The sequence below is a fragment of the Halomicrobium sp. HArcel3 genome (assembly GCF_058933135.1).
The window spans coordinates 16,862-40,357 of record NZ_JBZYDN010000004.1 but is presented as its reverse complement, the minus strand read 5'-3'; the positions used below and the strand labels follow the sequence as shown (position 1 = coordinate 40,357).

The following is a 23,496-nucleotide window of genomic DNA, read 5'->3' as shown; positions in this document are numbered from 1 at the left end:
TCCGCGATTCGACTTAGCGAGTGTTTAATCTCTGTCGTATATAGTAAAAATATAACATGCCTCGGCAGGAATTTTCAGCCAACCCACTGCGTCGTCCGGCCTCCGGGTGCGAACCCGGGTCGGACGCCAGCGGGCAGCGAGAGAGATTACCGATGACAGAGGACACACACCAGCGAGACGGGGACGTATCGGACGACGACCTGCGCGACGGAATCGACCGGCGCGACTACATGCGAGCGGTCGGCGCCAGTACGGTAGTGGGCCTGCTCGGCGGCGGCGCCGCTGGGACGGCGACGGCCCAGAGCGGATTCGACGAGACGGCGGCCGACCAGCGGATCCGGGACAACCAGACCGGACCGCTGACCGTCGACGTCGTCGACGCGAACGGGGACCCGGTCTCCGGGGCGACGGTCGACGTCGAGATGACGGACCACGACTTCACCTTCGGCACCGCCATCGGCGCCGAAGTACTCATCGACCAGTTCAGCGAGGGCGAGCCGTTCCGCGAAAACCTGGAGGAGCTGTTCAATACGGCCGTGCTCGGCAACGCCCACAAGTGGGCCTTCTGGGAGGACGACCGACAGCGGGCCGACGACGCCGTCGACTGGCTCGAAGAGAAGGGCCTCGACATCCGCGGACACACCTGCGTCTACGGCGTCGACTACGCGGTTCCGGACGACGTCATGCAGGCGGTAGAGAACGACGACGGTGCGACGGTCCGGGAGCGCTCGATGCAGCACCTCCGTGACATCATCACCTACTACGGCGACCGGATCCAGGAGTGGGACGTCGTCAACGAGGTGGTCCACCGGGGGCTGCTTCAGGGCGCGGTGTATCCCGACCGGATGAACACGGACGACTTCGACGCCGGCCAGATCCAGCCCTGGACGTCGCCGCTGCTGGCGGAGTGGTTCGGCGAGGCGGAGTCGGTCATCGACGAGAACGGCCTGGACGTCGACGTCGTCACGAACGACTACAACACGCTGACGTGGGACGTGGAGAAGTACGTCGAGGAGGTCCAGTTCCTCCTCGACCAGGGCGTCGGCGTGGACGCCATCGGCCACCAGGGCCACATCGGAGCCACCGACCACAACGACCAGCCCTGGACCTACGCACGGATCAACGAGGTGTTCGAGCGGTACGCCGATTTCCCGGCGCCCCAGCGCATCACCGAGTTCGACATGTACGGTGACAGCTGGTCCGACCAGCAACAGCGCGCCGACATCTTCCGGCGGTTCCTCAAGACCGCCTACGGCCACCCCGACGTCGACGAGTTCATGATCTGGGGGATGTGGGACGAGTCTCACTGGCAGAACGAGGCCCCCTTCTTCGAAGCGGACTGGTCGGAGAAGCCGCCCCTCGACGTCTGGCGCAATCTCGTCTTCGACGAGTGGTGGACCGACGACTCGGGCACCACGGACGGCAGCGGCAGCTACTCGACGGGCGCCTTCCTCGGCGAACACGAGATAACCGTCACGACCGGCAGCGACTCCGTCACCCGGACGGTGTCTGTCACGAGCAACGCGGGCACGTCCGTCACGGTTTCCGTCGACGGGAACGAGACCGAGACGGAGACAGAGACGGACACTGAGACCGAGACGGAAACTGAAACGGACACCGAAACTGAGACAGAAACCGAGACGGAAACTGAAACGGATACCGAGACTGAGACGGATACCGACGATGGGGGACCCTCCGGCGACCTGATCGCCTCCATCGATCCCGGCGCAACGTCCGGGTCGGTCGGCGATCTGATGCAGTTCTGGATCACCGACGAGACGGGCAATAGCACCTGGATAACTGACCTCCAGTGGGAGCTGGGCGACGGGTCGACCGGCACCGGCTGGTACGCCGACAACCGCTACGGGTCGGCCGGCACCTACACCGTCACCCTCACCGCCACCGATAGCGCGGGCAGTACGTCCACCGACGAGGTGACCGTCCAGATCTCCTGATCGTATCGGGGTCGAATCGAGAACTCGACGCGCGGTTCGATCCCATGGACACGCGGCGGCGGATCACGTTGAACCATCACTAAAATTTATAGGCTTGGTGTGAGGTTTTTGACAGGCAATACCATGCCCAGCGATCGTACGCGGTTCGACAGCGGTACCGCACGCGCAGCCAGCGAGACTCGAGCCTCAGGCGGACGGGAGAAGTCGCGCCGCACCTTCCTCAGGTGTCTCGGGACCGGCCTGGTCGCCGCGGCAGGTGCCGGGGCGAGCGGCTCGGTGGCGGCCCAGTCCAGCGGCCCCGAGGTGACCACCCTCGACATGCGAGTGACCGACGACCCGTCGCTCCCCGTGGTCGACGAACTGTTCGTGTTCGCCCACGGGTGGAACAGCGCTAGCGCCGGCCCCAACATGACCGCGACCGTGGTGGACGGCCTCGCCGCAGCGGGCTACGAACCCAACGCGGCCGTCGCCCTCGTGTACCAGGCGGACGCGTCGGGCCCCAGCGGCGCCATCGAACAGTCGGCGGCCGCCGCCGCGGAGTTCGCGCCGGTCGTCGAGGCGGCCATCGACGCGGGCGCCGGATCGGTCCGGCTCGCCTCCCACTCGCTGGGCGGGCGGGTCGTCCTCGGAACGCTCTCCGAACTCGGCCCTGGCTACGTCGTCGACACCGTCGCACCCATGGGCGCCGCGGCCAACGGCTCGACGGTCACGGAGGGCGGCCAGTGGTACGACGGCGTCGCCGAGAACGCCCGCGAGGTCCGGAACTACCACTCCCGGAACGACCAAGTCATCGGGGACGGCTTCGGCTCGGGCGGGACGAACGGCAATCCGGGCGACACCGCGCTCGGCGCCGAGGGCGTCCCGGACCCATCGGCGGCGCCGGACACGTACACCGACGTCGACGTCACGAACTCCGTCAGCGGCCACGGCGGATACATGAGCAGCCCGGCGGTCACGGGCGACCTCGCGGAGGCGATTATCCAGGACGACGGCGAAAACACGCCCACTGAGACCCCCGACACGGAGACTCCCGAAACGGAGACTCCCGACACAGAGACACCGGATACGGAGACTCCCGACACAGAGACACCGGATACGGAAACTCCCGACACGGAGACGCCGTCCTCCGGTGACCTGATCGCGGCGATCGATCCGGGGGCGACGTCCGGGTCGGTCGGCGACCTGATGCAGTTCTGGATCGCCGACGAGACCGGCAACAGCACGTGGATCACCGACCTGCAGTGGGAGCTAGGCGACGGGTCGACCGGCACCGGCTGGTACGCCGACAACCGCTACGGGTCGGCCGGCACCTACACGGTCACCCTCACCGCCACCGATAGCGCGGGCAATACGTCCACCGACGAGGTGACCGTCCAGATCTCCTGATCGGACCGAGGCCGAATCGAGAACTCGACGCAGGGACCAGAACCATGGGACTCGCGTCAGTAATGGAAGCGACCACGCATTTTTCACTCATTGTCGATAGGACGAAATTATATAACACGTCCGTCTCGATTGACACACAGGATATGACCCTCCCGTCCAGAATTGTCACCTGGCTATTTGACGAGGACGTAACTGTTGCGACGGTACTGGGATTTCTCTCTATTCCATTCACGGTAGCTGTCTCTCTAAATACGGGGCCATCACACTACGATTTCAGCGTCGTGGCAGACGCCGCGTTGGTTGCGGGCCTGTACTACAGCAACCGATCGACCAGCGCCAAGCGCGCCGGGTTTCGAACCGGTGTCATTGGCAGTCTCCCCGCCGCCTGGAACACCGTCGGTATCGTCGCATCTGGGTGGGCGATATCCCCCGGATACGCAGCCCTTGGGGCCGGATTCTCGTTGTTCCTGTTTCTCTTCACCCTCGCTTTCTGTGGCGTCGCCGGTGTCGTTAGTGCGCTGATCGGCAACGCCATCGGTCGCCTGCCGCTGTTTCGTCGCATCGGTCCAGAGGCAGTCTAACCAGGGTACCGCTCCCGGCGGACGTGGTTCCGAAACCGTTTTGCCGCCGCCACTGAGAGCAACAGTATGCGTACATTCCTCCAGCTTTCGTTCTCGGCGACCACCGCGGAGGGGAGCCACTGATGGTCGACGTCGACGAGTTCATCGACGAGAAGATTACGGAGATAAGCGACGCGGTCGGCGACGCGAACGCCGTCATCGCCCTGTCCGGCGGCGTCGACTCCTCGACGGCCGCCGCGCTGGCCTACGAGGCCATCGGCGACCAGCTGACGCCCGTCTACGTGGACACCGGTCTCATGCGAAAGGGCGAGACCGAGGAGATCCGCGAGACGTTCGACTACATGGACTCGCTGCGCATCGTCGACGCCAAAGACCGCTTCCTCGAGGTCCTCGGTGGCGTCACCGACCCCGAGGCGAAGCGCCACGCCATCGGCGAGCAGTTCATCCGCGAGTTCGAGACGGTCGCGAAAGACGTCGACGCCGACTACCTCGTCCAGGGGACCATCTACCCCGACCGCATCGAGAGCGAGGGGACGATCAAGTCCCACCACAACGTCGGTGGCCTCCCGGAGGTCGTCGACTTCGACGGCATCGTCGAACCGATGCGGGACCTCTACAAGGACGAGGTCCGCGAGGTTGCCCGCGAACTCGACCTCGAGGAGATCATCTCCGAGCGAATGCCGTTCCCCGGCCCCGGCCTCGCGGTCCGTATCCTCGGCGAGGTCACCGAGGAGAAACTGGAAGTCGCCCGCGAGGCGAACCACGTCGTCGAGGAGGAACTGGAAGAGCACGACCCCTGGCAGGCGCTCGCGGCCGTCATCGGCAAGGCCACCGGCGTCAAGGGCGACAACCGCGTCCACGGCTGGGTCATCGCCGTCCGCTCCGTCGAATCGCGGGACGGCATGACCGCCCGCGCCCAGGAGGTCGACTGGGACACCCTCCAGCGCATCCAGAGCCGCATCACCGGTGAGAACGAGAACGTCTCGCGCGTCCTCTACGACGTCACCCACAAGCCCCCGGCGACGATCGAGTACGAATGACGCTCCGAGTCACGCTCGTCGGCGCCGACGAGGGCGCCATCGCCGACGCCCTCGAAGCCGAGGGTCACGACGTCCAGATCGCACCGATCGGCAACCGCCCCGGCCTGGAGGAGGCCGGCATCCACGACGCCGACGTCTACCTCCTGACCGACCTCGAACAGGCCACGTCCATCGCCGTCGCCAAGGACCTCGAGGACGACCTCCGCGTCGTCGTGTACGCCGAGGGCTCGCTCCCCGACTTCGCCAGCCGACAGACGGACCTCGTCGTGGACCCGAACCTGCTGGGTCCCGACGCCGTCGCGGAAGAACTGGAGTAACGCCGGCCGACGGCGTTTTTCGCCGGTCGATCCGCCTCGCTTTCTCGCCGTTCGGATCGTCGCGTTGCACCCCGCCGGACTACGCGTCCGACGTGTCGTCACCGCTCGCCAGCGTGGCCAGCCGCTCGGCCTGCTCGACGACGATTTCACTGACGCCGAGCCGGGCGGCGTCCGGGTCACCGGGGAGACAGAAGACAGGCGTCGTCTCCGCGATGCCGGCCGTCGCCCGCGTCCCGATGGCGTCGGTGCCCACCGACTCCGCGTACCGCCGTCGGAACAGTTCGCCGAAGCCCGGCAGCCCCTTGTCGATGAGCGGGTGAACTGCGTCGATAGTGACCGCGCGGGGACCCACACCGGTTCCGCCCGTCGTCACCACGACGGTGACGTCCTCCCGCCGGACGAGCGTGTCGACGGTCTGCTGGACCGAGTCGTGGGCGGTGCGCAGGACTTCCCGGGTGGCGACGTCGTGGCCGGCGGCTTCGAAGGCGTCGACGACGGCTTCGCCGCCCGGGTCGTCGTCGTGCGTGCGCGTGTCCGAGACGCTGACGACTGCCGCCGAAATCGCCGTCGTCTCCTCGTGATCCGCGGTGGCGGCCGCGGGTTCTTCGGACGAATCGGGCTCGTCCGGGTCGGCGTCGCCCTGGCCGTCGACGCTGGCGTCGTCGTCGGTCGTCGATCGACCCCGGTTCGTGTCGCGGGACTGGAAATCGACCATGGAGAATCGTGAACGCCCGCCCGGAAAAGCCTCCTGTGTCTGTCGCACTGTCGAGGAAGGGCGTCGGTATCCTACTGACAGTATCGTCGCACCCTGCAGCAGTCGTCCGCCGTACGACAGTCTCGGGACTTCGTCTCACGAGTGAATTAACATGATGATAAGCTGGTTAATGGCGTATCAAAACGATTATTGTGTTAGTATTTCACGAACAGTTATGGGTGAACGGTTTCACTTCGTCTGTCACGAGTGTACCGAGGAAGGGGTGTACGAGGACCGCGACGAGGCTCTCGACGTGAAGAACGACCACGTCGCAGCGACCGACCATCGGGTCAGCATGGAGAACATCTCTGAGCGGCCCGCCTGATAGTGGTGGTCGTAACTTTGTACCGACGTTCGACGGCACCGGCCACGTCGAACGCCGACGGACTCGCGCTGCTCGACCGTCGAGCCCAGTCTCACTCCGTTCGTCTATCGAGCCCGGCCTCACTCAGTTCGGCCGGACGCCGGGACGAGCGTACAACCACCTCGATGAACCGCTAGGGTTTTCCAGCAGCTACCCCCACGTGGGCGTATGCAACGAGGCCAGCGGGTCTGGCGCGCTCGGCCACAGTTCGTGCCTCGGATTACGACGGAGAATCCGGGCCGCGGGGTGACGGCCCGATGACGGGTGACCGGCGGGAAGATGGCGACGGCAACGACGGGTACGTCCACCGGCCCAGCGGCGAACCGGCCGCGCCCGACGCGGACCGACGGTTCGACTGGCGAGGCTGGGTTCTCGTCGCCACCGTCGCGTTCTCGTTCCTCGTGGTTCCGGGACTGATCCTGCTCTTGCCGGGGTACGCCTCGTCGTTCGGCCTCTCCTTGCGGGACGCCTATCTCGTGTTGCCGCTGTTGCCAGCGTTCCTCCTCGGCGGCGTGGCCGTCTGGTCGGCAGTGCGTTCGCGAGGCGCCTGAGCGACGCCGCCAGTTCGCACTGGCGGAGCCGTTGGGAACGGTCCGACCACAGAGTGACTCGTCTCGTCCCGTCAGCTCCGCCCCCATTCCGATCGTGCAATTTTGCAGATCCCTATTCGAAACGACTTAAAAAATAACGTCAGATTATCAACGAGTGCGAGTGCCTAAATCCGCGAGCTCAGACGCCGTCGTCGCCGACGTCGAATAACGACACGCGTTAAAATCTGTAATCCGAATGGAAAGATGTTAAGTGCCGTTTTGCAAAGACCATTGACCCCCTGAATGCGAACGTGCCGAACGATAACTACACCAGACGACGAATCGTGAAGACAGTGACCGCCGCCGCAGCCACCGTCAGCCTCGCGGGCTGTGGCGAACCGGGCGGTGACGACGGCGACGGGACCGAAACTGACGCGGGCGCCGGCGAAGAGACCGAGACGGAAGCCGGCATGGGCGAAGAGACCGAGACAACCATGGACGAGGAGACGGAGGACGAAGTCGGCCTCGGCGAAGAGAACGAGAGCACGGGAGACGAAAACGACACCCTGGGCGAGGAAAACGAGTCCATGGACGAGAACGAAACCCTCGGCGAGGAGAACGAGACAATGGGAGACGAAAACGAATCCATGGACGAGAACGAAACCCTCGGCGAGGAAAACGAGACCATGGGAGACGAAAACGAGACGAACGAGTCGAGCTAACCTCGCGATCCGCTCTGCCCGAACTGCCCTCCCAGGCACCGAAACCCGCCAGTTTTTCGCGGATCGACGCTCCGCCGGGAGCCGTCAGTACGGCCTCCGGATCGACCGTGTCAGCCGTCGCTCGTCGCCAGCGCTCGGGCCCGCGACGGGAATCGATGACCGGTCGTTACCGGAGAATCACTCGCTCGTGTCCCGGCGAGCGGCGATCTCGAACCAGGGACACAGGCGGAGTTGCCGGTAGTACTTCGGGTTCTCGTTGAAATACTCGTAGGGGACCCACATGAGGCCAGCGACCTCCTCGGGGTCCGGGTCGAGGGTGGTGTCGTGCAACGTGGCCTGGAGGACGGCACAGACCTCCCACTCGAGGCCCGCATTCTCGTAGTAGCGCTTGTACTCGAACCTGTCGGTGACCCGGAGGTCGTCGTACTGGTCGGGAGTGATGCCGAGCTCCTCCTCGAGTCGCTCGCGCGTGGCCGCTTCCTGACTCTGTCCCTCGACGGGGTGGGAGGCGACGGTACCGTCCCAGTGCGTGTCCCAGAGGCGCTTGCCGAACGCGCGCTGGGCCAGCAGGATGTTGTCGTCCTCGTCGAACAGCAGCGCGGTGAACGCCCGGTGCCGGATACCGTCGCCGGTGTGGGCGTCGAGTCGGTTGACCGTTCCCTGCGGTTCGTCGTTCTCGTCGACCGCTACCACGTCCTGGAGGGCGTTGGCGTGGGCTTCCTCAGTGCTGTCCTCGCTCATGAGTGTCTCATCGGAGACGGGGGTCATACTCCCTTCGACTGCGTTCCGACTCATGACGGTCACCTCTCACGTCGGCCACTTAGCCCTCTGGGTACCACGCGGGTTACCTCGATCCCTGGGGCGACGGATCGTAGGCATCCCCGACGGGGAGCCAGAGCGTCCGTTCCCAGACGTCGAAGGTGAGCTGGGACTCGGTGAGGATCTCTCCGTCGACGCTGATGTCGTCGGGTTCGCCCGACAGCTCGATTTCGAGCCGGCGCGTCTCGAACCGACTGACGTGTTCCGCGTCGTTGCCCAGCGCCGCCTGGAGCGACTCCTCGATGAGGTCCAGCGTCGACGTGTCCTCTATCACGGCCACCTCGAGCAGGCCGTCCTCGACGTTTCCCTGTGTGCGGCCGGTGCGCGGGAAACCGCGGCCGTTGCCGACGAACACGATCTTGGCCTCACACGACAGTGGTTCGCTGTCGTCCGGTTCTATCCGGAGTCGCAGGTTGTCGAACTCCCGGAGCGTCTCCGCCGTCGTCATCGCGTAGGCCAGGGTTCCCCACCGCTCCTTGGCTTCGGGTTCGGTGTCCGCGCTGGCCTCGGCCGTCAACCCGGCGACGACGGAGTTCAGAAACGGCGTCTCGTTGACGAGGCCGACGTCTATCCGGCGCCGGTCGCCGTGGTCGATCACGTCGAAGCCGTGTTCGATGCCGGTTACGCCGACGTTTCCCGCGAAGTTGTTGCCGGTTCCGACCGGGACGACGCCGAAGAGCGTGTCCTCGAACGCGTCGGCCCGGGCCAGGCCGCGGACTGTGCGGGTCAGCGTCCCGTCGCCACCGGCGGCAGCGACGACGTCTGCCTCCGCAGCAGCGGTCGCCGCCTTCTCGACGATGTCCTCGGCCGACTCGGTCTCGCGGACTTCGTAGCCCCGTTCGTCGGCGAGCCGGCGAATCTGGTCGCCGTGACTGGCGTCGCCGGACGCGGGGTTGTGGACGAGTATCCGACGGGGCGTTCCCGGTGGGTCGTCGACCGGAGAGGTCACGTCTCTACCCAGGCAGTCCGAACGCAAAAGTGTGTCTGCGCCGTCATGATATCCGTGTACGTCGTCGACCTCCACACCCACACCCGGTTCTTCCACGGCTTCCGGTCGCGAGCGACGCCGTTCGACCCGCTCGGGGCCAGATTGCTCGACGGAGTCGCTCACCGTCGCGACGTCGACGGACTCGGGATCACCAACCACGACTACTGTTATCGGCCCGACTCCGCCCGGTCAGTCGTCGTCCCCGGCATCGAGATAACGACGACCGAGGGCCACCTCCTGGTCGTGGGGCCCGACCCGCCCGAGGCGACCGTCCCGGAGCGGCTGACGCCGGTCGAGGCCGTCGAACTGGCCCACCAGCACGACTGCGCCGCGATCATGGCCCACCCGTTCCGGAACAGCATGTTGCCGGGGAGCAGCGCCGACTTCGACGCCGTCGAGGTCAACGGCAAGCACACCGGCGACGTCGAGCGGGTCGAATCGCTCGCCCGGCAGCGCGAACTCCCGCTCGTCGGCGGGAGCGACGCGCACTACCCCATAGAAGTCGGCCGCGCGGTCACCCTCGTCGACGCCGAGCGGCTGACCCCCCGGAGCGTCGTCGAAGCCATCCGCGACGGACGCGTGGAACCGGCGGTGCGGAACCACCTCACCGACCGGGTGCTTCGCAACCTCTATCGGCGAGTTCACCGGCTCAAGGGCCACGTCGTGGAGAAGACACCAGGCCAGTCGGGGTCGCAGTGACTCCCGTCAATCGGGATCGCGGTGGTCCTCGTCGGTCGACCGATACGCGGTCTCGTCACTGTCGGCTGGGCCCCCCTCGTCGACGGCGACCGGGTCGACCCCGACTTCACCCGATAGCTCCTGGAGGCTCGACTGGCTGAGGCCGACGCCGTTCTCCTGACATCGCTGGACGACGCGCCGGAGAAAGGTCGTCCGGATCCGGTAGCGCTGTGACCGCTTCTCGATGGGGAAGAACGCTCTGGCGGTGACGACGACCTCGGACTCGAGGAGGTCGGTCACCCGGACGGTCGGAGCTGGCACGTCGACGAGTTCGTCGTACTCCGCCGCGACCGTCTCGATAGTGGCGACGGCCTCGTCGATCTCGTCGTGCTGGACCGCGAACTCGTAAGAGAAGCCGACGGGATTGTGGGAGGTGAGGTTGCGGACGACGGTCGTCGAGAGCTCGCTGTTCGGGACGACGATTATCTCGTTGTCGAGCGTCCGAACCCGGGTCACTCGCAGGTCGATGCCGGTGATGATCCCCTCCTCGTCCTCCCACCGGATCCGGTCGCCGATGTTGACGTCGGGGTCCTGGACGAGGAAGGCCCCGGCGACGAAGTTCCCGAGCACGTCCTGGGCGCCGAGGCCGACGGCCAGCGTCACGCCGCCCGCGATGAGCGCCGAGCCGGCGAACGCTCCCCGAAAGTCGGCGGCGCTGGCCCCGACGACGACGGCGAGCAACACCACGGCGAGGCGGAGGAAACTCAGCACGCCGTCGGCCATCGTCTCGTCGAACTTCGAGCGCTGGAGCGCCACCCGGCCGACAGTCTCGACGAGCGCCCGTCCGACGACGTAGAGACCGAGTGCGATGACGGCGAACTCGACGATGTTCTGGAGCAGGTTCGCGTAGGTCGCCAGGACGTCCACGAGGAAGTCGGGGCCGAACTGCATGCCCTAACTTGTCGCTACAGGGGCAAGAACCTCTGTCCGATGCACGCCGAACGGTGGCCCGGCCACAGTCAAGTTATTTTCCTGTCATCTTTGGTCGTGGCGTTCCAACGGGGAACCGAAGCATGGTTACAGACGATTCGGAGGCGACGACGGCGAACCCCGACAGCGCGGCGGCCGACAGAATACCCGAGGGAGAGTCCGCAGTGGCGAGCCTGACTGGCGAGTTCTACCGGGGGGAAGTCGACCGGATGGCGACCTGGCGTGGCCGCCTCGACCAGACCACGAACTGGGCCGTCGTGGTCGTCGGTGCGATACTGACGTGGGCCTTCTCCAGTGCAGACAATCCCCACTACGTGATACTCATCGGCGTGTTCGGCGTCACGGCGTTTCTCACGATGGAAGCGGTGCGGTACCGGGAGTACGACATCTGGCGGAATCGAGTACGGGTCCTCCAGCAGGACCTGTTCGCGCAGATGTACTCGCCCGACCCGACGGCCGAGTCGGACTGGCGCACGGAACTCGGCGACGAACTCCGCAATCCCAGGTTCGAGATGAGCTTCCAGCAGGCACTCACCCACCGACTCCGGCGATCCTACCTCGCACTCCTGCTGATCCTGCTCGCGGCCTGGATCGCGCGTATCACCGTCTTCGAGGCGTCGGAGCCGTGGCGACAGACCGCGTCGATCCTGACGATACCGGGCGAAGTCGTCACTGCGGTCGTCGTGGTGTTTTACGTCGCCGTCATCGCCGTCGCCGCCTACTCTGCCCGTGGTGGCCGCGTCCAGGAGTTCCAGGAATAGGAGCGACCGTCGCCGGCCGGCTCCGGGGTTCGTCCAGGCCGTCCGACGCGCCCACCCTGCGGCCGACCGCGTCTGTCACCCGAGCTGTTCGTCGAGAATCAGCCTCGTCTTGGTACTCACGACGTCGTCGAGCTCCCGGGCCTGGGTTATCAGCTCGTTGACGCCCTCCGTGTCGGCGCAGTCGACCACGAGGACGATGTCGTCCTCGCCGGAAACCTGCCAGACGAAGTCTACTTCGGGCCACTCGGCCACCCGGTCGCAGACCGCCTGGGTGTCGACGTTGACGTCGACGCCGATTTCGATCATCGCTTTGACGTTCCCGGTCTGCGTAGCGATCGTGAAGCGTTCGATCACGCCCTGGTCCATCAACCGCTCGACGCGGTTGCGGACGGTGCCCTCCGAGGTTCCCACGATGTCGGCGATCTCCGTGTACGGGGTGCGCGAGTCCCGGCGGAGGATATCCAGGATCTCCCGATCGAGGTCGTCCATCGAGGTCGAATACTACCGGGGGTCCGTACTTGAGGATTGCGAAATTCGTAACTCGGCTTCGAAAGCAACCCTTATACGCCGCAACTCTGTACGTATCTCGTAATGGCTGACGCATACGTCGCGCTGGAGGGCGAACGCGTCGTGGAGGCACGCTCGCGCGCACCCGGCCAGGCGCGTGGCGAAGTCGTGTTCACGACCGCGTACACGGGCTACGAAGAGAGCCTGACCGACCCGTCCTACGAGGAACAAATTCTCACGTTCTCGTACCCGCTGATCGGCAACTACGGCGTCCGGGAGGAGCGCTTCGAGTCCGACCGCGTCCACCCGCGCGCCGCCGTCGCCCGGGAACTGACCGACGACGTCGCCGAGTGGCTCGAATCGGAGGACGTCCCCGCCGTCGACCACCTCGACACCCGCGACATCGTCACCGAGATTCGCGACGAAGGAGCGATGAAGTGCGGCATCTCTGCCGGCCCGGACGCGAGCGAGGAGGAGGCCCTCGAACAGCTCCGCCAGTGCAAGCACATGTCCGACCACACGACCATCGGCGAACAGGTCAGCGTCGACGAGGTCGAGGTCCACAACGAAGACGGCGACGGTGCGACCGTCGCGCTCGTCGACTGCGGCGCGAAGGGGTCGATCATCTCCTCGCTCGTCGAGCGCGAGGCCACCGTCCACGTCTTCCCCTATGACGCCACCCGGGACGACGTCGAGGCGGTCGACCCGGACCTGCTGTTCGTCTCGAACGGTCCCGGCGACCCGGTGAACTTCGAGGCCGCCGGCGAACTCGTCGAACAGAAAGTGGGCGAGGTTCCCCTCGCCGGCATCTGTCTCGGCCAGCAGGTCGTCGCCAACGCGCTCGGCGGCGAGACCGAGAAGATGGAGTTCGGCCACCGCGGCGTCAACCAGCCGGTCCGCGATCTGCGCTCCGGTCGCGTCGTCATGACCACCCAGAACCACGGCTACACCGTGGCCGACCCCGGCGAGAAGCTCGACGTCACACAGGTCAACGTCAACGACGACACGCCGGAGGGCCTGGAGAACGACGACCTGGACATCATCACGCGACAGTACCACCCCGAGGCGAATCCGGGGCCCAACGACTCGCTCGATTTCTTCGACGACGTCCTGGCGCTGGCGGAGGACTGAAAGTTCGTCTTTTCGCGGGCCGACTGTCTCCTTCTTGCGTACACTTTTCACGGCACGTGACCCACGTGTACCGTATGCGCCTCGTCGACACACACACCCACGCGTGGGGTCACGACACCGCCGAGTTGCCCTGGTACAGCGCCGACATGCCGCCGGAGTGGGAGGGCCCCTACACCCACACCGACCTGACCGCCGACATGGACGCCGCCGACGTCGACGAGGGCGTCCTCTTGCCCACGTCCATCTACGGCCGCGGCGAGCGGGCCAACGAGTACACGCTGCGGGCAATCGAGGCCCACCCCGACCGCCTCTGGGGCGTCGGCGTGGCGGAGTACTTCGGCGACGAGGCGGACCAGCGACGCCACGTCCGGCGGGTGACGGGCCACGAGCGTATGCTCGGCGTCCGCTTCCACGCTTGCTTCGAGTACGGGCCGACGCCGGGCGAGATGAACCGCGACGCGGACTGGGTTGCCGACGACGCACTCGACCCGCTGTACGACGAACTCGCCGCCCAGGACGGGGCCGTCTTCGTCCTCCCGAAGCCCGAGCAGCTCTCACTGCTGGCCGACGTCGCCGACGCCCACCCGGACCTCCCCATCGTCGTCGAGCACATGGCGTGGCCGGACGAGGACACCGACCCCGACGAAGCGCCGTGGACCGACTTCGCGGCACTGGCCGAGCGCGACAACGCCTACGTCAAGGTGAGTTCGATCCCCCGCACGTCGGGGGAGCCCTGGCCGTACGCGAACGTCGAGGGGTACGTCACGAACCTCCTGGAGTGGTTCGGCCCGGAGCGACTCATGCTCGGTTCGGACTACCCGTGGCTCGACAGTACGTCCACGATGGAGGAGTGTCTCTCCTGGGTCGAGGAAGTTGACTACCTCTCCGCCCGCGACGCGGCGTACCTCTCTCACCGGACCTTCGACGACCTCCGGGCCTAATTCTCGTATTAAGCGCCTTATCATCCGATTAGGAAAAGGCCCGGTACGCCAACGCGTGCCCGACGACCGGGTCCCCGCGCTCGACCAATGCCCGGTCGCAGATTCACTATGAGACGGTACGCACGGACCTCCATCATGGTCACAGTCGCGCTCGCCGTTCTGGCGTCGGCAGTCGTCGCCGGGCTTCCCGCGAGCGCGCTCGCACAGACTGACGAACCGGAAGACGGAGCGACAGCGGCGAACGCCACCGCCGACGACGGGACCTGGCCGACCGACCGCGCCGACGCCGGCCGGACCGGCGCGACGACGGCCGACGGGCCCGAACCCTACGGAACCGTCCGGTGGGACGACTCGTTCAGCGGGAAACCCCCCGCCGCACCGACCGTCGTCGGCGACACGGCGTACTTCGGCGCGGTGACGGCGAGCGACATCGACAGGCGCGCCGGGGCCGTGGCGGCCTACGACGTCGCGAACGGAGACATCCGCTGGCAGCGGACCGGCCTGGGTGGTCTGGAGAGCGCACCGTCCGTCGTCGACGGGACGGCGTACGTCGCGACCGCGGCCGTGCGCGACAACGTCCCGTACGAGAGCGAAGCCGACGGCGCTGGCGGACTCTACGCCCTCGACGCGGAGTCGGGCGAGACCCAGTGGGTGCGCAACGACTCGCAGATATGGACCAGTGGACCGGTGCACGCCGACGGGACACTGTACGCGACCAGAGTTTCAGAGCCGAACGACACCAGTTCGCTCGTCGCGCTGGACCCCGACTCCGGAGCGACGCTCGGATCCGTCGAGGGCGACCGGATCCTCGGCGCCGCCGACGGAATCGTGTACGGCGTCGACGACGGCGAACTGTTCGCCGCTCGGCCCGCCAGCGGAGAGAAGACCTGGAGCACCGACGCACCCGTCCTCGGACCGGCCGCGGTCACCGACGACGCGATATACGCAGTCGGCGAGGGAGTGAACGGATCGGTCGACGTCGCCGCGTACGCGACGGCCGACGGCTCGACGCTGTGGAACGTCTCGATCAGGGCCGACACGGCCGAAGTGTACCCGCCCGCGGTCGCCGACGGTGGCGTGTACGTCACCGCCGGCCACGAGGGCGAACTCGTCCGCCTCGACGCCGCCACCGGGACGGAGGCGTGGCGGTTCGAGCCGACCGAGGGCCGCCTGACCGGCGGCCCGACGGTCGCGAACGACACGGTGTACGTCGGTGGGTCCGGGATATCCGAACTGGACGAACCCGGCGAGCGCTACCGGCCGCCGAGCGTCGCGGTGTACGCGGTCGACGCGGACACCGGGGCCCAGCAGTGGGGGTACGTGACCGACGCCTGGGGTAACTCCCCGTACCACCGAACGCTCGCCCCGTCGGTCACCGACGACGCCCTGTACCTGCCGTCGCACAGCGGCGACCCCATGCCGGGCGCCGCCAGTGCGGACCTGCAAGTGCTGGCGGCGTCCGCCGACCCGCCTGACGAGGCCAAAGCGCCCTCCGACGGCCACTACGAGGAGGACACGTCGCCGGACGCGGTGATCTCGACGACCGAATCGAACCCTGCCGAGGAGTTCGGCGAGAACAAGACCGTCGTCCTGAACGCCAGCGAATCATCGGTCAATCGCGGGACCCTCACCGCCTACGAGTGGGACGTCGACGACGACGGCACCTTCGAGGCGTCCGGCGAGGCGGTCACGGTGACCGTCGAACCGTGCCAGACGCGGACGGTCACGCTCCGGGTGACCACCGACGGCGGAGAGACGGCCACCGAATCGGTGACCCTCACGAACGGCTGACGGCACGCTCGCCCGTCGACCGACCCTCGCACCGCCGTTTTTTGCCGTCGAGTGGACCGACGGGCGAACCGCCCTGTCGGGAGCGTCTGACGCACTCGCCGGGTGGTAAGCGCTCACTCACCGTCTCTCGGTCGACTGATCTGCGGATGGCTGCCCGGTAGCTCCGGCTGGTTACCAGAACGGCCAGGTTACCCGTCGCTTGCGGGCGCTTTGCCCTCCACAACGGGAAAGAATATCCCCGGACCTGAGAGTGAAATCCCATGGACCTGGAGGCGATACCGCGACCAGACCGCGACGCACTCGATCAACTCGCGGGATTCACAGGACTCGGCTGGACGACGTCGATACTCGGTTTTCTCAGCACCGCGATGGGGTACGGGAACGCCCTCGTCAGTCGGTTCGTCACCGACTCTCGCTCGTTACTGTACGTCGGCGTCGTCTTCTTTCTGGCGACGCTCGGCCTCGACAGGCTCGCCAACGCGGCGCGTGAGAACTGACGCGCCGGTCCGGTCGACGGCGGTGAACGAGTGGCGTTCGGCCATCCCGTCGTCGAGCGATACGTTCCAAAGTACGGGCAGGGGGTACATTTTTACTCGGTCGGTGGGTCGATAATAATGCGTGACGACATCTGAACGGACCAAGGAGGCACTCGGACTGCTCGTCGTCTTCGGATCCGGCCTCGGGTTGGTCGCACTCCACGTCGTCCACGTGTTCCGTGACGACGAGAACTTCGTCACCTTCCTCTCCGGGATCTTCATTCCGATGATCCTCTCGCTGGGGCTGGTCGCGGGCGGAATCTGGCTCTGGCAGTCTGAGGTGTCCGGGTGGGCGGTCCTCCGCGTCGGAGTCTGGTGTCTCGTCGGCAGCGCCGTCCTGGGGGCCGGCGCGATGTTGATCGTCATCTACCAGCAGGCGAAAGGAGTCGTGCTGGACGACGTGCTGTTCGTCGTCGGCGACGCCGTCTCGATCGGTTCCGTCGCCGGGTTCGTCGTCGGAATCTACGACACGAGACAGCGGTGGGCTCGCGAGGCGGTCGCCGTCGAGCGCGACCGGTCGTCACGACTGAGCAGGCAACTCTCCGTCGTGAACCGGATCCTCCGCCACGACATCCGCAACGGGGCCAACGTGATCAGCGGACGCGCCGAACTCATCGCGCAGAACGGACGGGCGGACGGTGAACACGTCGACGCCATCAAGGACCGGGCCGACGCGCTCGCCGCGCTCGGCGAACACGCCAAGTCCATCGAACAGATGCTCCGCGAGGAGTCCACGGAGCGACAGGCCGTCGACCTGAAGCCCGTCGTCGAATCCGTCGGAGACCGCGTGCAGCAGTCCTACGACGCCGTCGATGCGGAAGTCGCGACGCCGGAACGCGCTCGCGTCACCGCGCACCCGCTCGTCGACCTGGCGGTCGAACACGTCGTCGAGAACGCGGTCGAACACAACGACGCCGAGCGCCCGTCCGTAGAGATAGACGCCAATCGCGTCACCCGCGACGGCGAGGCGTTCGTGGAAGTTCGCGTCGCCGACGACGGTCCGGGCATCCCGGCGGCCGAAGTGAACGTGCTGGAACGGGGGTACGAGACCCCGCTCGAACACGGCAGCGGCCTCGGCCTCTGGATCGTCAACTGGATCGTGACCGAGTCCGGCGGCGAGGTCTCCTTCGGCGAGAACGAACCGCGCGGGAGCGTCGTGACGTTGCGCTTCGAGGCCGAGACCGACGCAGAGACGTCCTGACGCGCCGCTCGCGTCTCGTCTCATCGCGCTCAGAAAACGGAGTCCGAAGGAAGCCGATCAGGCCGCGCTCACGCGCAGTTGCCGTCCCAGCCGGGGTCGAACCCGGACTCGTCGATGTACCCCCAGTCGTCGTGGTCGACCTCGGAGTTGGTGCCGTCCGAGTAGTCGATGAGGCCCTGGGCGTTGTAGTTCATCGCACTCGGGTACTCCTCGACGGTGTATCGCGTGCTGTCGATGCCGTCGAACACGTCGGTCAGCCCCAGCGAGTGGCCGAGTTCGTGCATGAAGACGTAGTCCTGGCTGACCGGCGAGATGATGCTGAAGGCGCCGTTGCCGCCGTAGCCAGCGGCGTCACCGAGGTCCCGGTCGGTGACGACCGCGTAGTGGTAGCCGGCACACTGGTAGCGCTCGTTCGCGTAGTTCCCGTAGTACTCCCCGGGCTGGAACGTCCCCAGCTGGTCGACCTGCTCGTCCCTGACGAAGTGGACGGCGATGCCGTTCTCGCCGTCCGGGTTCTCGACGGGCGCGTTCGCGTGGGCTTCGCGCACGTTCGCCAGTTCCTCGTCGGTCATGGGGAACTCGTCGTCGATCCAGTCGATCTCGACGTAGACGTCGTAGTGGAGCGGGTCCGCGTCGGGGAGCAGCGCGTTCTCGTTGACTTCCGGCCCGTCCGGCAGCCCGTCGTCGTCGGTGTCCGGGTCCTCGGGGTCGGTCCCGAGTTCGCTCTCCTCGCAGTCGGTCAATCCGTCGCCGTCCGAGTCGACGCCGGTCCCGTCGCAGTCGGTGGCCTGTTCGTCGTCCCCGTCCGAGCCGTCGTCGGCCTCCGTCTCCGTCACAGTCTCGGTGTCGGTTTCGGTTTCGGTCTCTGTCTCAGTTTCCGTGTCAGTCTCGGTCTCAGTTTCCGACTCGGTGTCGGTTTCCGTCTCAGTTTCCGTATCGGTGGCAGTCTCCGTTTCGGTCTCAGTTTCCGTTTCGGACTCCGTCTCGGTCTCTGTCTCCGTTTCGGACTCCGTCTCAGTCTCTGTCTCCGTGTCGGACTCCGTCTCAGTCTCTGTCTCCGTGTCGGACTCCGTCTCAGTCTCTGTCTCCGTGTCGGTTTCCGTCTCGTTCCCGTCCATCTCGGTTTCTGTCTCCGTGCCGTCCTCCGTTTCGGTGTCGTTCGTTTCCGTCTGCGTTTCGGTGTCCCCGGCCTCAGTCTCGGTGTCGTCCGTCTGGGTCTCTGTACTGTTCGTCTCCGTCTCGGTTTCCGTCTCCGTCTCGGTTTCCGTCTCCGTCTCGGTGTCTTCGGGCTCGTCGTCGGCGAGTCGGAACAGCTGGTTGTCGCCACCGTGGTATGCCCACTGCTGGACGCTCGTACCGTTCCGCTCGGAGCCGAAGGGGACGTCGAGAACCTTGCCGCTGTTGACGTTCTCGATGGCGTACTGGCCGTCGTCTATCTCGTGGAATCGCCAGCGCTGATTGTCACCGCCGTGCCAGGCCCACTGGAGCACGGTCGCGCCGTTCCTTTGTGACCAGGCGGCGGCGTCGAGGACCTTTCCGGAGTGCACCGCCTCGATCCGGTACTCGCCGTCGCCGACGTGTTCGACGCTCCAGCGCTGGTTGTCGCCGTCGTTGGCGACCCACTGGACGACGTCGGTTCCGTTGCGTTCGGCTTCTCCCTCGACGTCCAGTACCCTGTCGCTCGCGACGGACTCGATGCGGTAGACGCCCTCGTCGACCCGGACTGTCGAGTCGTCCGGAAGTTCTGCGTCGGCGCCGTTCGGCCCGTCGCTCGTATCCTCTCGCGCGTCGTGGTCATCCCATCCCCATCCATCGGAGTCGTTGGCGCCCCAGCCGAAGCCGCCGTCGCCACTGCCCCACGTGAAGCCGTTGGCGCCGGCCTCCGCGTGGTCGACCTGTGCCGGGCCGCCGTGTGTCTGTGCGACCGCCGGTGCCGTCAGCGTCAGTACCGCGGCCGCCAGGGCCACGATAGTCCGCCAGCTAGTGAATGTACCAGGCATACACCGGCCGTTCGATACGTCAGTTGTAAACTATTTACACAGTAACGATCGAAAAATCAACGTTAAGTTACGTGCAGTATGTAACGAGATGCTAAACGCTCGCCGTGCTCGCGAGAACAGTCACGGCTCCAAACGGGACGTCCGCGCCGAGAAAAGTGGACGGCGAGACGGGTAAACCAGCCGCCCGCTCGTGTCCTCAGCGGCCCCACTCGCGCTGATTCTTGGGGCGGGCCTTCACGTCCTGCACCGAGAGGGGCTGGTCGTTGGCGTTGATGGCCTCCAGCGCGGCCTCGCCGGACTCCAGGGTCGAGAAGTAGGTGACCGTGTTCTCGACGCAGGCTTCGAGCACCTCGCGGTCACGGGAGAGCACGAGGTCGACGTCGCCGTCCTGGATGGCCTTGATGATCGCGTCCGTGTCCTCGAAGTCGTCGAAGTCGCGCACGTCGAAGTGCTCCTCGAAGCCGAGCACCGGCAGGTCGACGATGGCGGTTCCCTCGAGGGGAATCGGCTTGCCGACGCACTGCTGGGCCTTCTGGTAGGCCTTGCCGAAGGAGCCAGCGGTGCCCATCACCTCGCCGGTGGACTTCATCTCTGGCCCGAGGCGGGGGTCCGAGCCCTTCAGGCGGTCGAACGGGAGGACGACCTCCTTGACCGAGACCTGTTCGGGGATCTGCTCCTCGTAGTCGAGTTCGTCGAGGCTGGCCCCGGACATGACCTTCGCCGCTATCTTGGCGATTGGGACGCCCGTGGTCTTCGCGATGAAGGGAACGGTGCGCGAGGAACGCGGGTTCGCCTCCAGCACGTAGACCTCGCCGTCGCGGACCGCGAGCTGGACGTTGAGCAGGCCGACGGTGTCGAGCGCGTCGGCGATCTCCTCGGTGATCTCGCGGATGCGCGGCATGACGGCCTCGATCTCGTCGGAGCGAGGCGGGATCATGCAGGCGGAGTCGCCGGAGTGGACGCCGGCGGTCTCGACGTGTTCCATCACGCCGCCGATGAGCACGTCGTCCTCGTCGGCGACGGCGTCGACGTCCAGTTCGACGGCGTCGGAGAGGAACTCGTCCACGAGGATTGGCTTGTCCGGGGAGACGCGGACGGCCTCCTCGATGTAGGTCTTCAGGTCGTCGTCGTTGTAGACGACGTCCATCGCGCGACCACCGAGCACGTAGCTCGGGCGGACGAGGACGGGGTAGCCGATGTCGTGGGCCAGTTCCAGGGCCTCCTCCTCGGAGAAGGCGGTCCCGCCCTGGGCCTGGGCGATGCCCAGGTCGTCCATCAGACTGTTGAACCGCTCGCGGTCCTCGGCCAGGTCCATCGCGTCGACGGACGTGCCCATGATCTCACAGTCGAGGTCGCGGCGGTCGAGTTCCTGTTCGAGCGGGTGACCGATGTCGACGGAGGTCTGGCCACCGAACTGGACCATCACGCCGTCGGCGTCGGTCGCTTCGACGACGTCTGCGACCTCTTCGGCGGTGATGGGCTCGAAGAAGAGGCCGTCGGAGGTGTCGTAGTCCGTCGAGACGGTCTCGGGATTGTTGTTGACGACGTGGGCGTCGATGCCGGCCTCTTCGAGCGCGCGGACGGCGTGGACCGAACAGTAGTCGAACTCCACGCCCTGTCCGATGCGGATGGGGCCGCCGCCGACCACGACGACGCTCTCGACGTCGGGGTCGATCTGTAGCTCGTTGCGGTCGATGCCCGAGACCGGGTCCCGCGTCGAGTAGTAGTACGGCGTCGTCGCCTCGAACTCGCCGGCGCAGGTGTCGACGAGCTTGAAGTCGCGGTCGACGGTCTCAGCTTCGACGGCGTCGACGGTGACCCCGCCGCCGTCTGTCGCGGCCTCGACCCCGTTCTCGCTCTTCTCGGCCAGGTTCTCCTCCGGGACCCAGGAGGCGTGGGTGTCGTTGAACTCGCCGCCGGCCATGGCGGTGATCTCCTGGTCGGTGAAGCCGGCCTCGGCGGCCGTCGGGAAGTCGCCCTCCTGGGCGGCCTCGGCTGCTTCCTCGATGCGAGCGAAGCGCTCGACGTACCACCGCTCGATGTCGGTTAACTCGACGATCTCGTCGATAGTGTAGCCGCGGGCGAACGCCTCGAAGATGGCGTAGGGGCGGTCCGGCGTCGGACGAATCAGGTACTCTGCTTCGAGTTCGTCGTCGCTCAGTTCGCCCCAGTCGACGGCCGGGTCGTACTCGGAGGAACGCAGCGCCTTGAGCATCGACTCCTCGAAGGTTCGCCCGATGGCCATCGCCTCGCCCGTCGACTTCATCGCCGTCGTGAGCTCGAACTCGACGTCGGCGAACTTGTCGATGGGCCAGCGCGGAACCTTGGTGACGACGTAGTCGATGGCCGGTTCGAATGCGGCCGTCGTCTGGCCGGTGATCTCGTTGGTAATCTCGTGGAGGCGCTTGCCCATCGCGACCTTGGCGGTGACGCGAGCGATGGGGTAGCCCGTCGCCTTGGAGGCCAGCGCCGAGGAGCGGGAGACGCGCGGGTTCACCTCGACGACGCGGTACTCGCCGCCGGGTGTCCCGTCGTCGCGCCAGGCATGCTGGATGTTACAGCCGCCCTCGATGCCGAGTTCGCGGATGACCTTCAGCGCCGAGTCGCGCATCTGCTGGTGGCCCTCGTCGGGGATGACCTGCGAGGGCGTGACGACCGTCGACTCCCCGGTGTGGATCCCCATCGGGTCGATGTTCTCCATGTTGCAGATGATGATACACGAGTCGTCGGCGTCGCGCATCACCTCGTACTCCAGTTCGACCCAGCCGGAGATGGACTCGGTGACCAGGACCTCGCTGTTGCGCGAGAGGCGCAGCCCCTTGCGGACGCGCTCGACGAGTTCGTCCATGTCGTCGACGACGCCCGACCCCGACCCGCCCAGGGTGTAGGTCGTGCGCGAGATGACGGGGAGTCCACCGACTTCGTCGACGGCGTCCTCGACGCGCCCGCGGAACGCCTCCTCGTCGAAGTCGGTGACCGACTCGTCCTCGTCCAGCGAGATGGTCGTCGAACGGGCGACCGGCTCGCCGATGTTCTGCATGCGCTGGCGGAACAGGTCGCGGTCCTCCGTCGCGTAGATGGTGTCCAGTGGCGTCCCCATCACGTCGACGTCGTACTCTTCGAGGACGCCCTCCTCGGCGAGCTCGGCTGTGACGTTCAGGCCCGTCTGGCCACCGAGACCGGCGATGACGCCGTCCGGATTCTCCTTCCGGATGATCTCCGAGATGGCCTCGGTGTTGATCGGTTCGAGGTACACCTTGTCGGCCATCTCCGGGTCGGTCATGATCGTCGCCGGGTTCGAGTTCACCAGGACGACCCGTGCACCCTCTTCCTGCAGGGCACGGCACGCCTGTGCGCCGGAGTAGTCGAACTCGGCGGCCTGTCCGATCTGGATCGGGCCGCTCCCGATGAGCAGTATCGTGCGGTCCTCGTCCTCTGTCATTACCGGAGGGAGTTCGCTCATCGTAATAAGCCCGGCGAAAGGTTACGAACCCCGAAGGGAAA

22 protein-coding genes are annotated in these 23,496 nt (G+C 66.3%); 15 read left to right on the top strand and 7 right to left on the bottom strand.

Annotation, left to right across the window (positions count from 1 at the left end):
* Positions 1–152 precede the first annotated feature (152 nt).
* The 5 genes from AC5FRV_RS11915 (at position 153) to AC5FRV_RS11895 (ending at position 5,279) form a co-directional block, all read left to right on the top strand.
* Complete coding sequence (locus tag AC5FRV_RS11915; RefSeq protein ID WP_493561313.1) at positions 153–1,955, top strand: endo-1,4-beta-xylanase; 1,803 nt, start codon at positions 153–155, stop codon at positions 1,953–1,955.
* Between the two features lie 123 nt (positions 1,956–2,078).
* Positions 2,079–3,341, top strand: a complete 1,263-nt coding sequence (locus AC5FRV_RS11910) for a PKD domain-containing protein (RefSeq protein WP_493561312.1) — start codon at positions 2,079–2,081, stop codon at positions 3,339–3,341.
* Positions 3,342–3,484: 143 nt separating this feature from the next.
* The gene (locus tag AC5FRV_RS11905) at positions 3,485–3,922 is read left to right on the top strand and encodes a DUF5518 domain-containing protein (RefSeq protein WP_493561311.1); all 438 of its coding nucleotides are present in this window, start codon (positions 3,485–3,487) and stop codon (positions 3,920–3,922) included.
* A 122-nt stretch (positions 3,923–4,044) separates the two neighbouring features.
* Entirely contained in the window at positions 4,045–4,962 is a 918-nt protein-coding gene (gene guaA, locus AC5FRV_RS11900; protein ID WP_493561310.1) for a glutamine-hydrolyzing GMP synthase, read from the top strand.
* Positions 4,959–5,279 (top strand): DUF7126 family protein, encoded by a 321-nt coding sequence (locus tag AC5FRV_RS11895; protein WP_493561309.1) that lies wholly within the window; start codon positions 4,959–4,961, stop codon positions 5,277–5,279. Before guaA ends, AC5FRV_RS11895 begins: the two co-directional genes overlap by 4 nt.
* Before the next feature lie 79 nt (positions 5,280–5,358).
* Here AC5FRV_RS11895 and AC5FRV_RS11890 read toward each other — a convergent pair whose 3' ends face one another.
* A complete protein-coding gene (locus AC5FRV_RS11890; protein ID WP_493561308.1) occupies positions 5,359–5,994 on the bottom strand; it encodes a MogA/MoaB family molybdenum cofactor biosynthesis protein in 636 nt (211 codons plus the stop codon).
* A 214-nt stretch (positions 5,995–6,208) separates the two neighbouring features.
* Between AC5FRV_RS11890 and AC5FRV_RS11885 the strand changes: the two genes are divergently transcribed.
* From AC5FRV_RS11885 to AC5FRV_RS11875, 3 genes are all read left to right on the top strand, one after another.
* Positions 6,209–6,358, top strand: a complete 150-nt coding sequence (locus AC5FRV_RS11885; RefSeq protein WP_493561307.1) for a hypothetical protein — start codon at positions 6,209–6,211, stop codon at positions 6,356–6,358.
* A gap of 296 nt (positions 6,359–6,654) precedes the next feature.
* Positions 6,655–6,948 (top strand): DUF7977 family protein, encoded by a 294-nt coding sequence (locus AC5FRV_RS11880; protein WP_493561306.1) that lies wholly within the window; start codon positions 6,655–6,657, stop codon positions 6,946–6,948.
* A gap of 323 nt (positions 6,949–7,271) precedes the next feature.
* Positions 7,272–7,649 carry a hypothetical protein gene (locus tag AC5FRV_RS11875; protein ID WP_493561305.1) on the top strand — a complete coding sequence of 126 codons (378 nt, stop codon included), beginning with the start codon at positions 7,272–7,274 and terminating at the stop codon, positions 7,647–7,649.
* Positions 7,650–7,826: 177 nt separating this feature from the next.
* Here AC5FRV_RS11875 and AC5FRV_RS11870 read toward each other — a convergent pair whose 3' ends face one another.
* Positions 7,827–8,390: an NUDIX hydrolase gene (locus tag AC5FRV_RS11870; protein ID WP_493561611.1), complete on the bottom strand. Its 564-nt coding sequence runs from the start codon at positions 8,388–8,390 to the stop codon at positions 7,827–7,829.
* 103 nt (positions 8,391–8,493) lie between these two features.
* Positions 8,494–9,417: a diacylglycerol/lipid kinase family protein gene (locus AC5FRV_RS11865; RefSeq protein ID WP_493561304.1), complete on the bottom strand. Its 924-nt coding sequence runs from the start codon at positions 9,415–9,417 to the stop codon at positions 8,494–8,496.
* Positions 9,418–9,471: 54 nt separating this feature from the next.
* Here AC5FRV_RS11865 and AC5FRV_RS11860 point away from each other — a divergent pair, with 54 nt between their 5' ends.
* Positions 9,472–10,155, top strand: a complete 684-nt coding sequence (locus tag AC5FRV_RS11860) for a PHP-associated domain-containing protein (protein ID WP_493561303.1) — start codon at positions 9,472–9,474, stop codon at positions 10,153–10,155.
* Positions 10,156–10,161: 6 nt separating this feature from the next.
* On the opposite strand, the gene AC5FRV_RS11855 is transcribed toward AC5FRV_RS11860, so the two are convergent.
* Positions 10,162–11,085, bottom strand: a complete 924-nt coding sequence (locus AC5FRV_RS11855; RefSeq protein ID WP_493561302.1) for a mechanosensitive ion channel family protein — start codon at positions 11,083–11,085, stop codon at positions 10,162–10,164.
* A 122-nt stretch (positions 11,086–11,207) separates the two neighbouring features.
* Between AC5FRV_RS11855 and AC5FRV_RS11850 the strand changes: the two genes are divergently transcribed.
* Positions 11,208–11,885 (top strand): DUF2270 domain-containing protein, encoded by a 678-nt coding sequence (locus tag AC5FRV_RS11850; protein ID WP_493561301.1) that lies wholly within the window; start codon positions 11,208–11,210, stop codon positions 11,883–11,885.
* Positions 11,886–11,960: 75 nt separating this feature from the next.
* Here AC5FRV_RS11850 and AC5FRV_RS11845 read toward each other — a convergent pair whose 3' ends face one another.
* Positions 11,961–12,374, bottom strand: a complete 414-nt coding sequence (locus AC5FRV_RS11845; protein WP_493561300.1) for an Lrp/AsnC family transcriptional regulator — start codon at positions 12,372–12,374, stop codon at positions 11,961–11,963.
* 102 nt (positions 12,375–12,476) lie between these two features.
* Here AC5FRV_RS11845 and carA point away from each other — a divergent pair, with 102 nt between their 5' ends.
* The 5 genes from carA (at position 12,477) to AC5FRV_RS11820 (ending at position 17,992) form a co-directional block, all read left to right on the top strand.
* Positions 12,477–13,523, top strand: a complete 1,047-nt coding sequence (gene carA, locus AC5FRV_RS11840) for a glutamine-hydrolyzing carbamoyl-phosphate synthase small subunit (RefSeq protein ID WP_493561299.1) — start codon at positions 12,477–12,479, stop codon at positions 13,521–13,523.
* A 74-nt stretch (positions 13,524–13,597) separates the two neighbouring features.
* The gene (locus tag AC5FRV_RS11835) at positions 13,598–14,464 is read left to right on the top strand and encodes an amidohydrolase family protein (RefSeq protein WP_493561298.1); all 867 of its coding nucleotides are present in this window, start codon (positions 13,598–13,600) and stop codon (positions 14,462–14,464) included.
* Positions 14,465–14,572: 108 nt separating this feature from the next.
* Positions 14,573–16,255, top strand: coding sequence for an outer membrane protein assembly factor BamB family protein (locus AC5FRV_RS11830; RefSeq protein WP_493561297.1), 1,683 nt, complete (start codon positions 14,573–14,575; stop codon positions 16,253–16,255).
* Between the two features lie 260 nt (positions 16,256–16,515).
* Positions 16,516–16,752, top strand: a complete 237-nt coding sequence (locus AC5FRV_RS11825; protein ID WP_493561296.1) for a hypothetical protein — start codon at positions 16,516–16,518, stop codon at positions 16,750–16,752.
* A gap of 121 nt (positions 16,753–16,873) precedes the next feature.
* A complete protein-coding gene (locus tag AC5FRV_RS11820) occupies positions 16,874–17,992 on the top strand; it encodes an ATP-binding protein (protein WP_493561295.1) in 1,119 nt (372 codons plus the stop codon).
* Between the two features lie 68 nt (positions 17,993–18,060).
* Here AC5FRV_RS11820 and AC5FRV_RS11815 read toward each other — a convergent pair whose 3' ends face one another.
* The gene (locus AC5FRV_RS11815; protein WP_493561294.1) at positions 18,061–19,992 is read right to left on the bottom strand and encodes an RICIN domain-containing protein; all 1,932 of its coding nucleotides are present in this window, start codon (positions 19,990–19,992) and stop codon (positions 18,061–18,063) included.
* Between the two features lie 196 nt (positions 19,993–20,188).
* A complete protein-coding gene (gene carB / locus AC5FRV_RS11810; protein WP_493561293.1) occupies positions 20,189–23,434 on the bottom strand; it encodes a carbamoyl-phosphate synthase large subunit in 3,246 nt (1,081 codons plus the stop codon).
* Positions 23,435–23,496: the final 62 nt, after the last annotated feature.

Excerpts from the sequence above, each read along its gene's own strand:
- AC5FRV_RS11915 (WP_493561313.1), top strand. The coding sequence starts at position 153 with ATGACAGAGGACACACACCAGCGAGACGGGGACGTATCGGACGACGAC.
- AC5FRV_RS11910 (WP_493561312.1), top strand. The coding sequence starts at position 2,079 with ATGCCCAGCGATCGTACGCGGTTCGACAGCGGTACCGCACGCGCAGCC.
- AC5FRV_RS11905 (WP_493561311.1), top strand. The coding sequence starts at position 3,485 with ATGACCCTCCCGTCCAGAATTGTCACCTGGCTATTTGACGAGGACGTA.
- guaA (WP_493561310.1), top strand. The coding sequence starts at position 4,045 with ATGGTCGACGTCGACGAGTTCATCGACGAGAAGATTACGGAGATAAGC.
- AC5FRV_RS11895 (WP_493561309.1), top strand. The coding sequence starts at position 4,959 with ATGACGCTCCGAGTCACGCTCGTCGGCGCCGACGAGGGCGCCATCGCC.
- AC5FRV_RS11890 (WP_493561308.1), bottom strand. The coding sequence starts at position 5,994 with ATGGTCGATTTCCAGTCCCGCGACACGAACCGGGGTCGATCGACGACC.
- AC5FRV_RS11885 (WP_493561307.1), top strand. The coding sequence starts at position 6,209 with ATGGGTGAACGGTTTCACTTCGTCTGTCACGAGTGTACCGAGGAAGGG.
- AC5FRV_RS11880 (WP_493561306.1), top strand. The coding sequence starts at position 6,655 with ATGACGGGTGACCGGCGGGAAGATGGCGACGGCAACGACGGGTACGTC.
- AC5FRV_RS11870 (WP_493561611.1), bottom strand. The coding sequence starts at position 8,390 with ATGAGCGAGGACAGCACTGAGGAAGCCCACGCCAACGCCCTCCAGGAC.
- AC5FRV_RS11855 (WP_493561302.1), bottom strand. The coding sequence starts at position 11,085 with ATGCAGTTCGGCCCCGACTTCCTCGTGGACGTCCTGGCGACCTACGCG.
- AC5FRV_RS11850 (WP_493561301.1), top strand. The coding sequence starts at position 11,208 with ATGGTTACAGACGATTCGGAGGCGACGACGGCGAACCCCGACAGCGCG.
- AC5FRV_RS11845 (WP_493561300.1), bottom strand. The coding sequence starts at position 12,374 with ATGGACGACCTCGATCGGGAGATCCTGGATATCCTCCGCCGGGACTCG.
- carA (WP_493561299.1), top strand. The coding sequence starts at position 12,477 with ATGGCTGACGCATACGTCGCGCTGGAGGGCGAACGCGTCGTGGAGGCA.
- AC5FRV_RS11835 (WP_493561298.1), top strand. The coding sequence starts at position 13,598 with ATGCGCCTCGTCGACACACACACCCACGCGTGGGGTCACGACACCGCC.
- AC5FRV_RS11830 (WP_493561297.1), top strand. The coding sequence starts at position 14,573 with ATGAGACGGTACGCACGGACCTCCATCATGGTCACAGTCGCGCTCGCC.
- AC5FRV_RS11825 (WP_493561296.1), top strand. The coding sequence starts at position 16,516 with ATGGACCTGGAGGCGATACCGCGACCAGACCGCGACGCACTCGATCAA.
- AC5FRV_RS11815 (WP_493561294.1), bottom strand. The coding sequence starts at position 19,992 with ATGCCTGGTACATTCACTAGCTGGCGGACTATCGTGGCCCTGGCGGCC.
- carB (WP_493561293.1), bottom strand. The coding sequence starts at position 23,434 with ATGACAGAGGACGAGGACCGCACGATACTGCTCATCGGGAGCGGCCCG.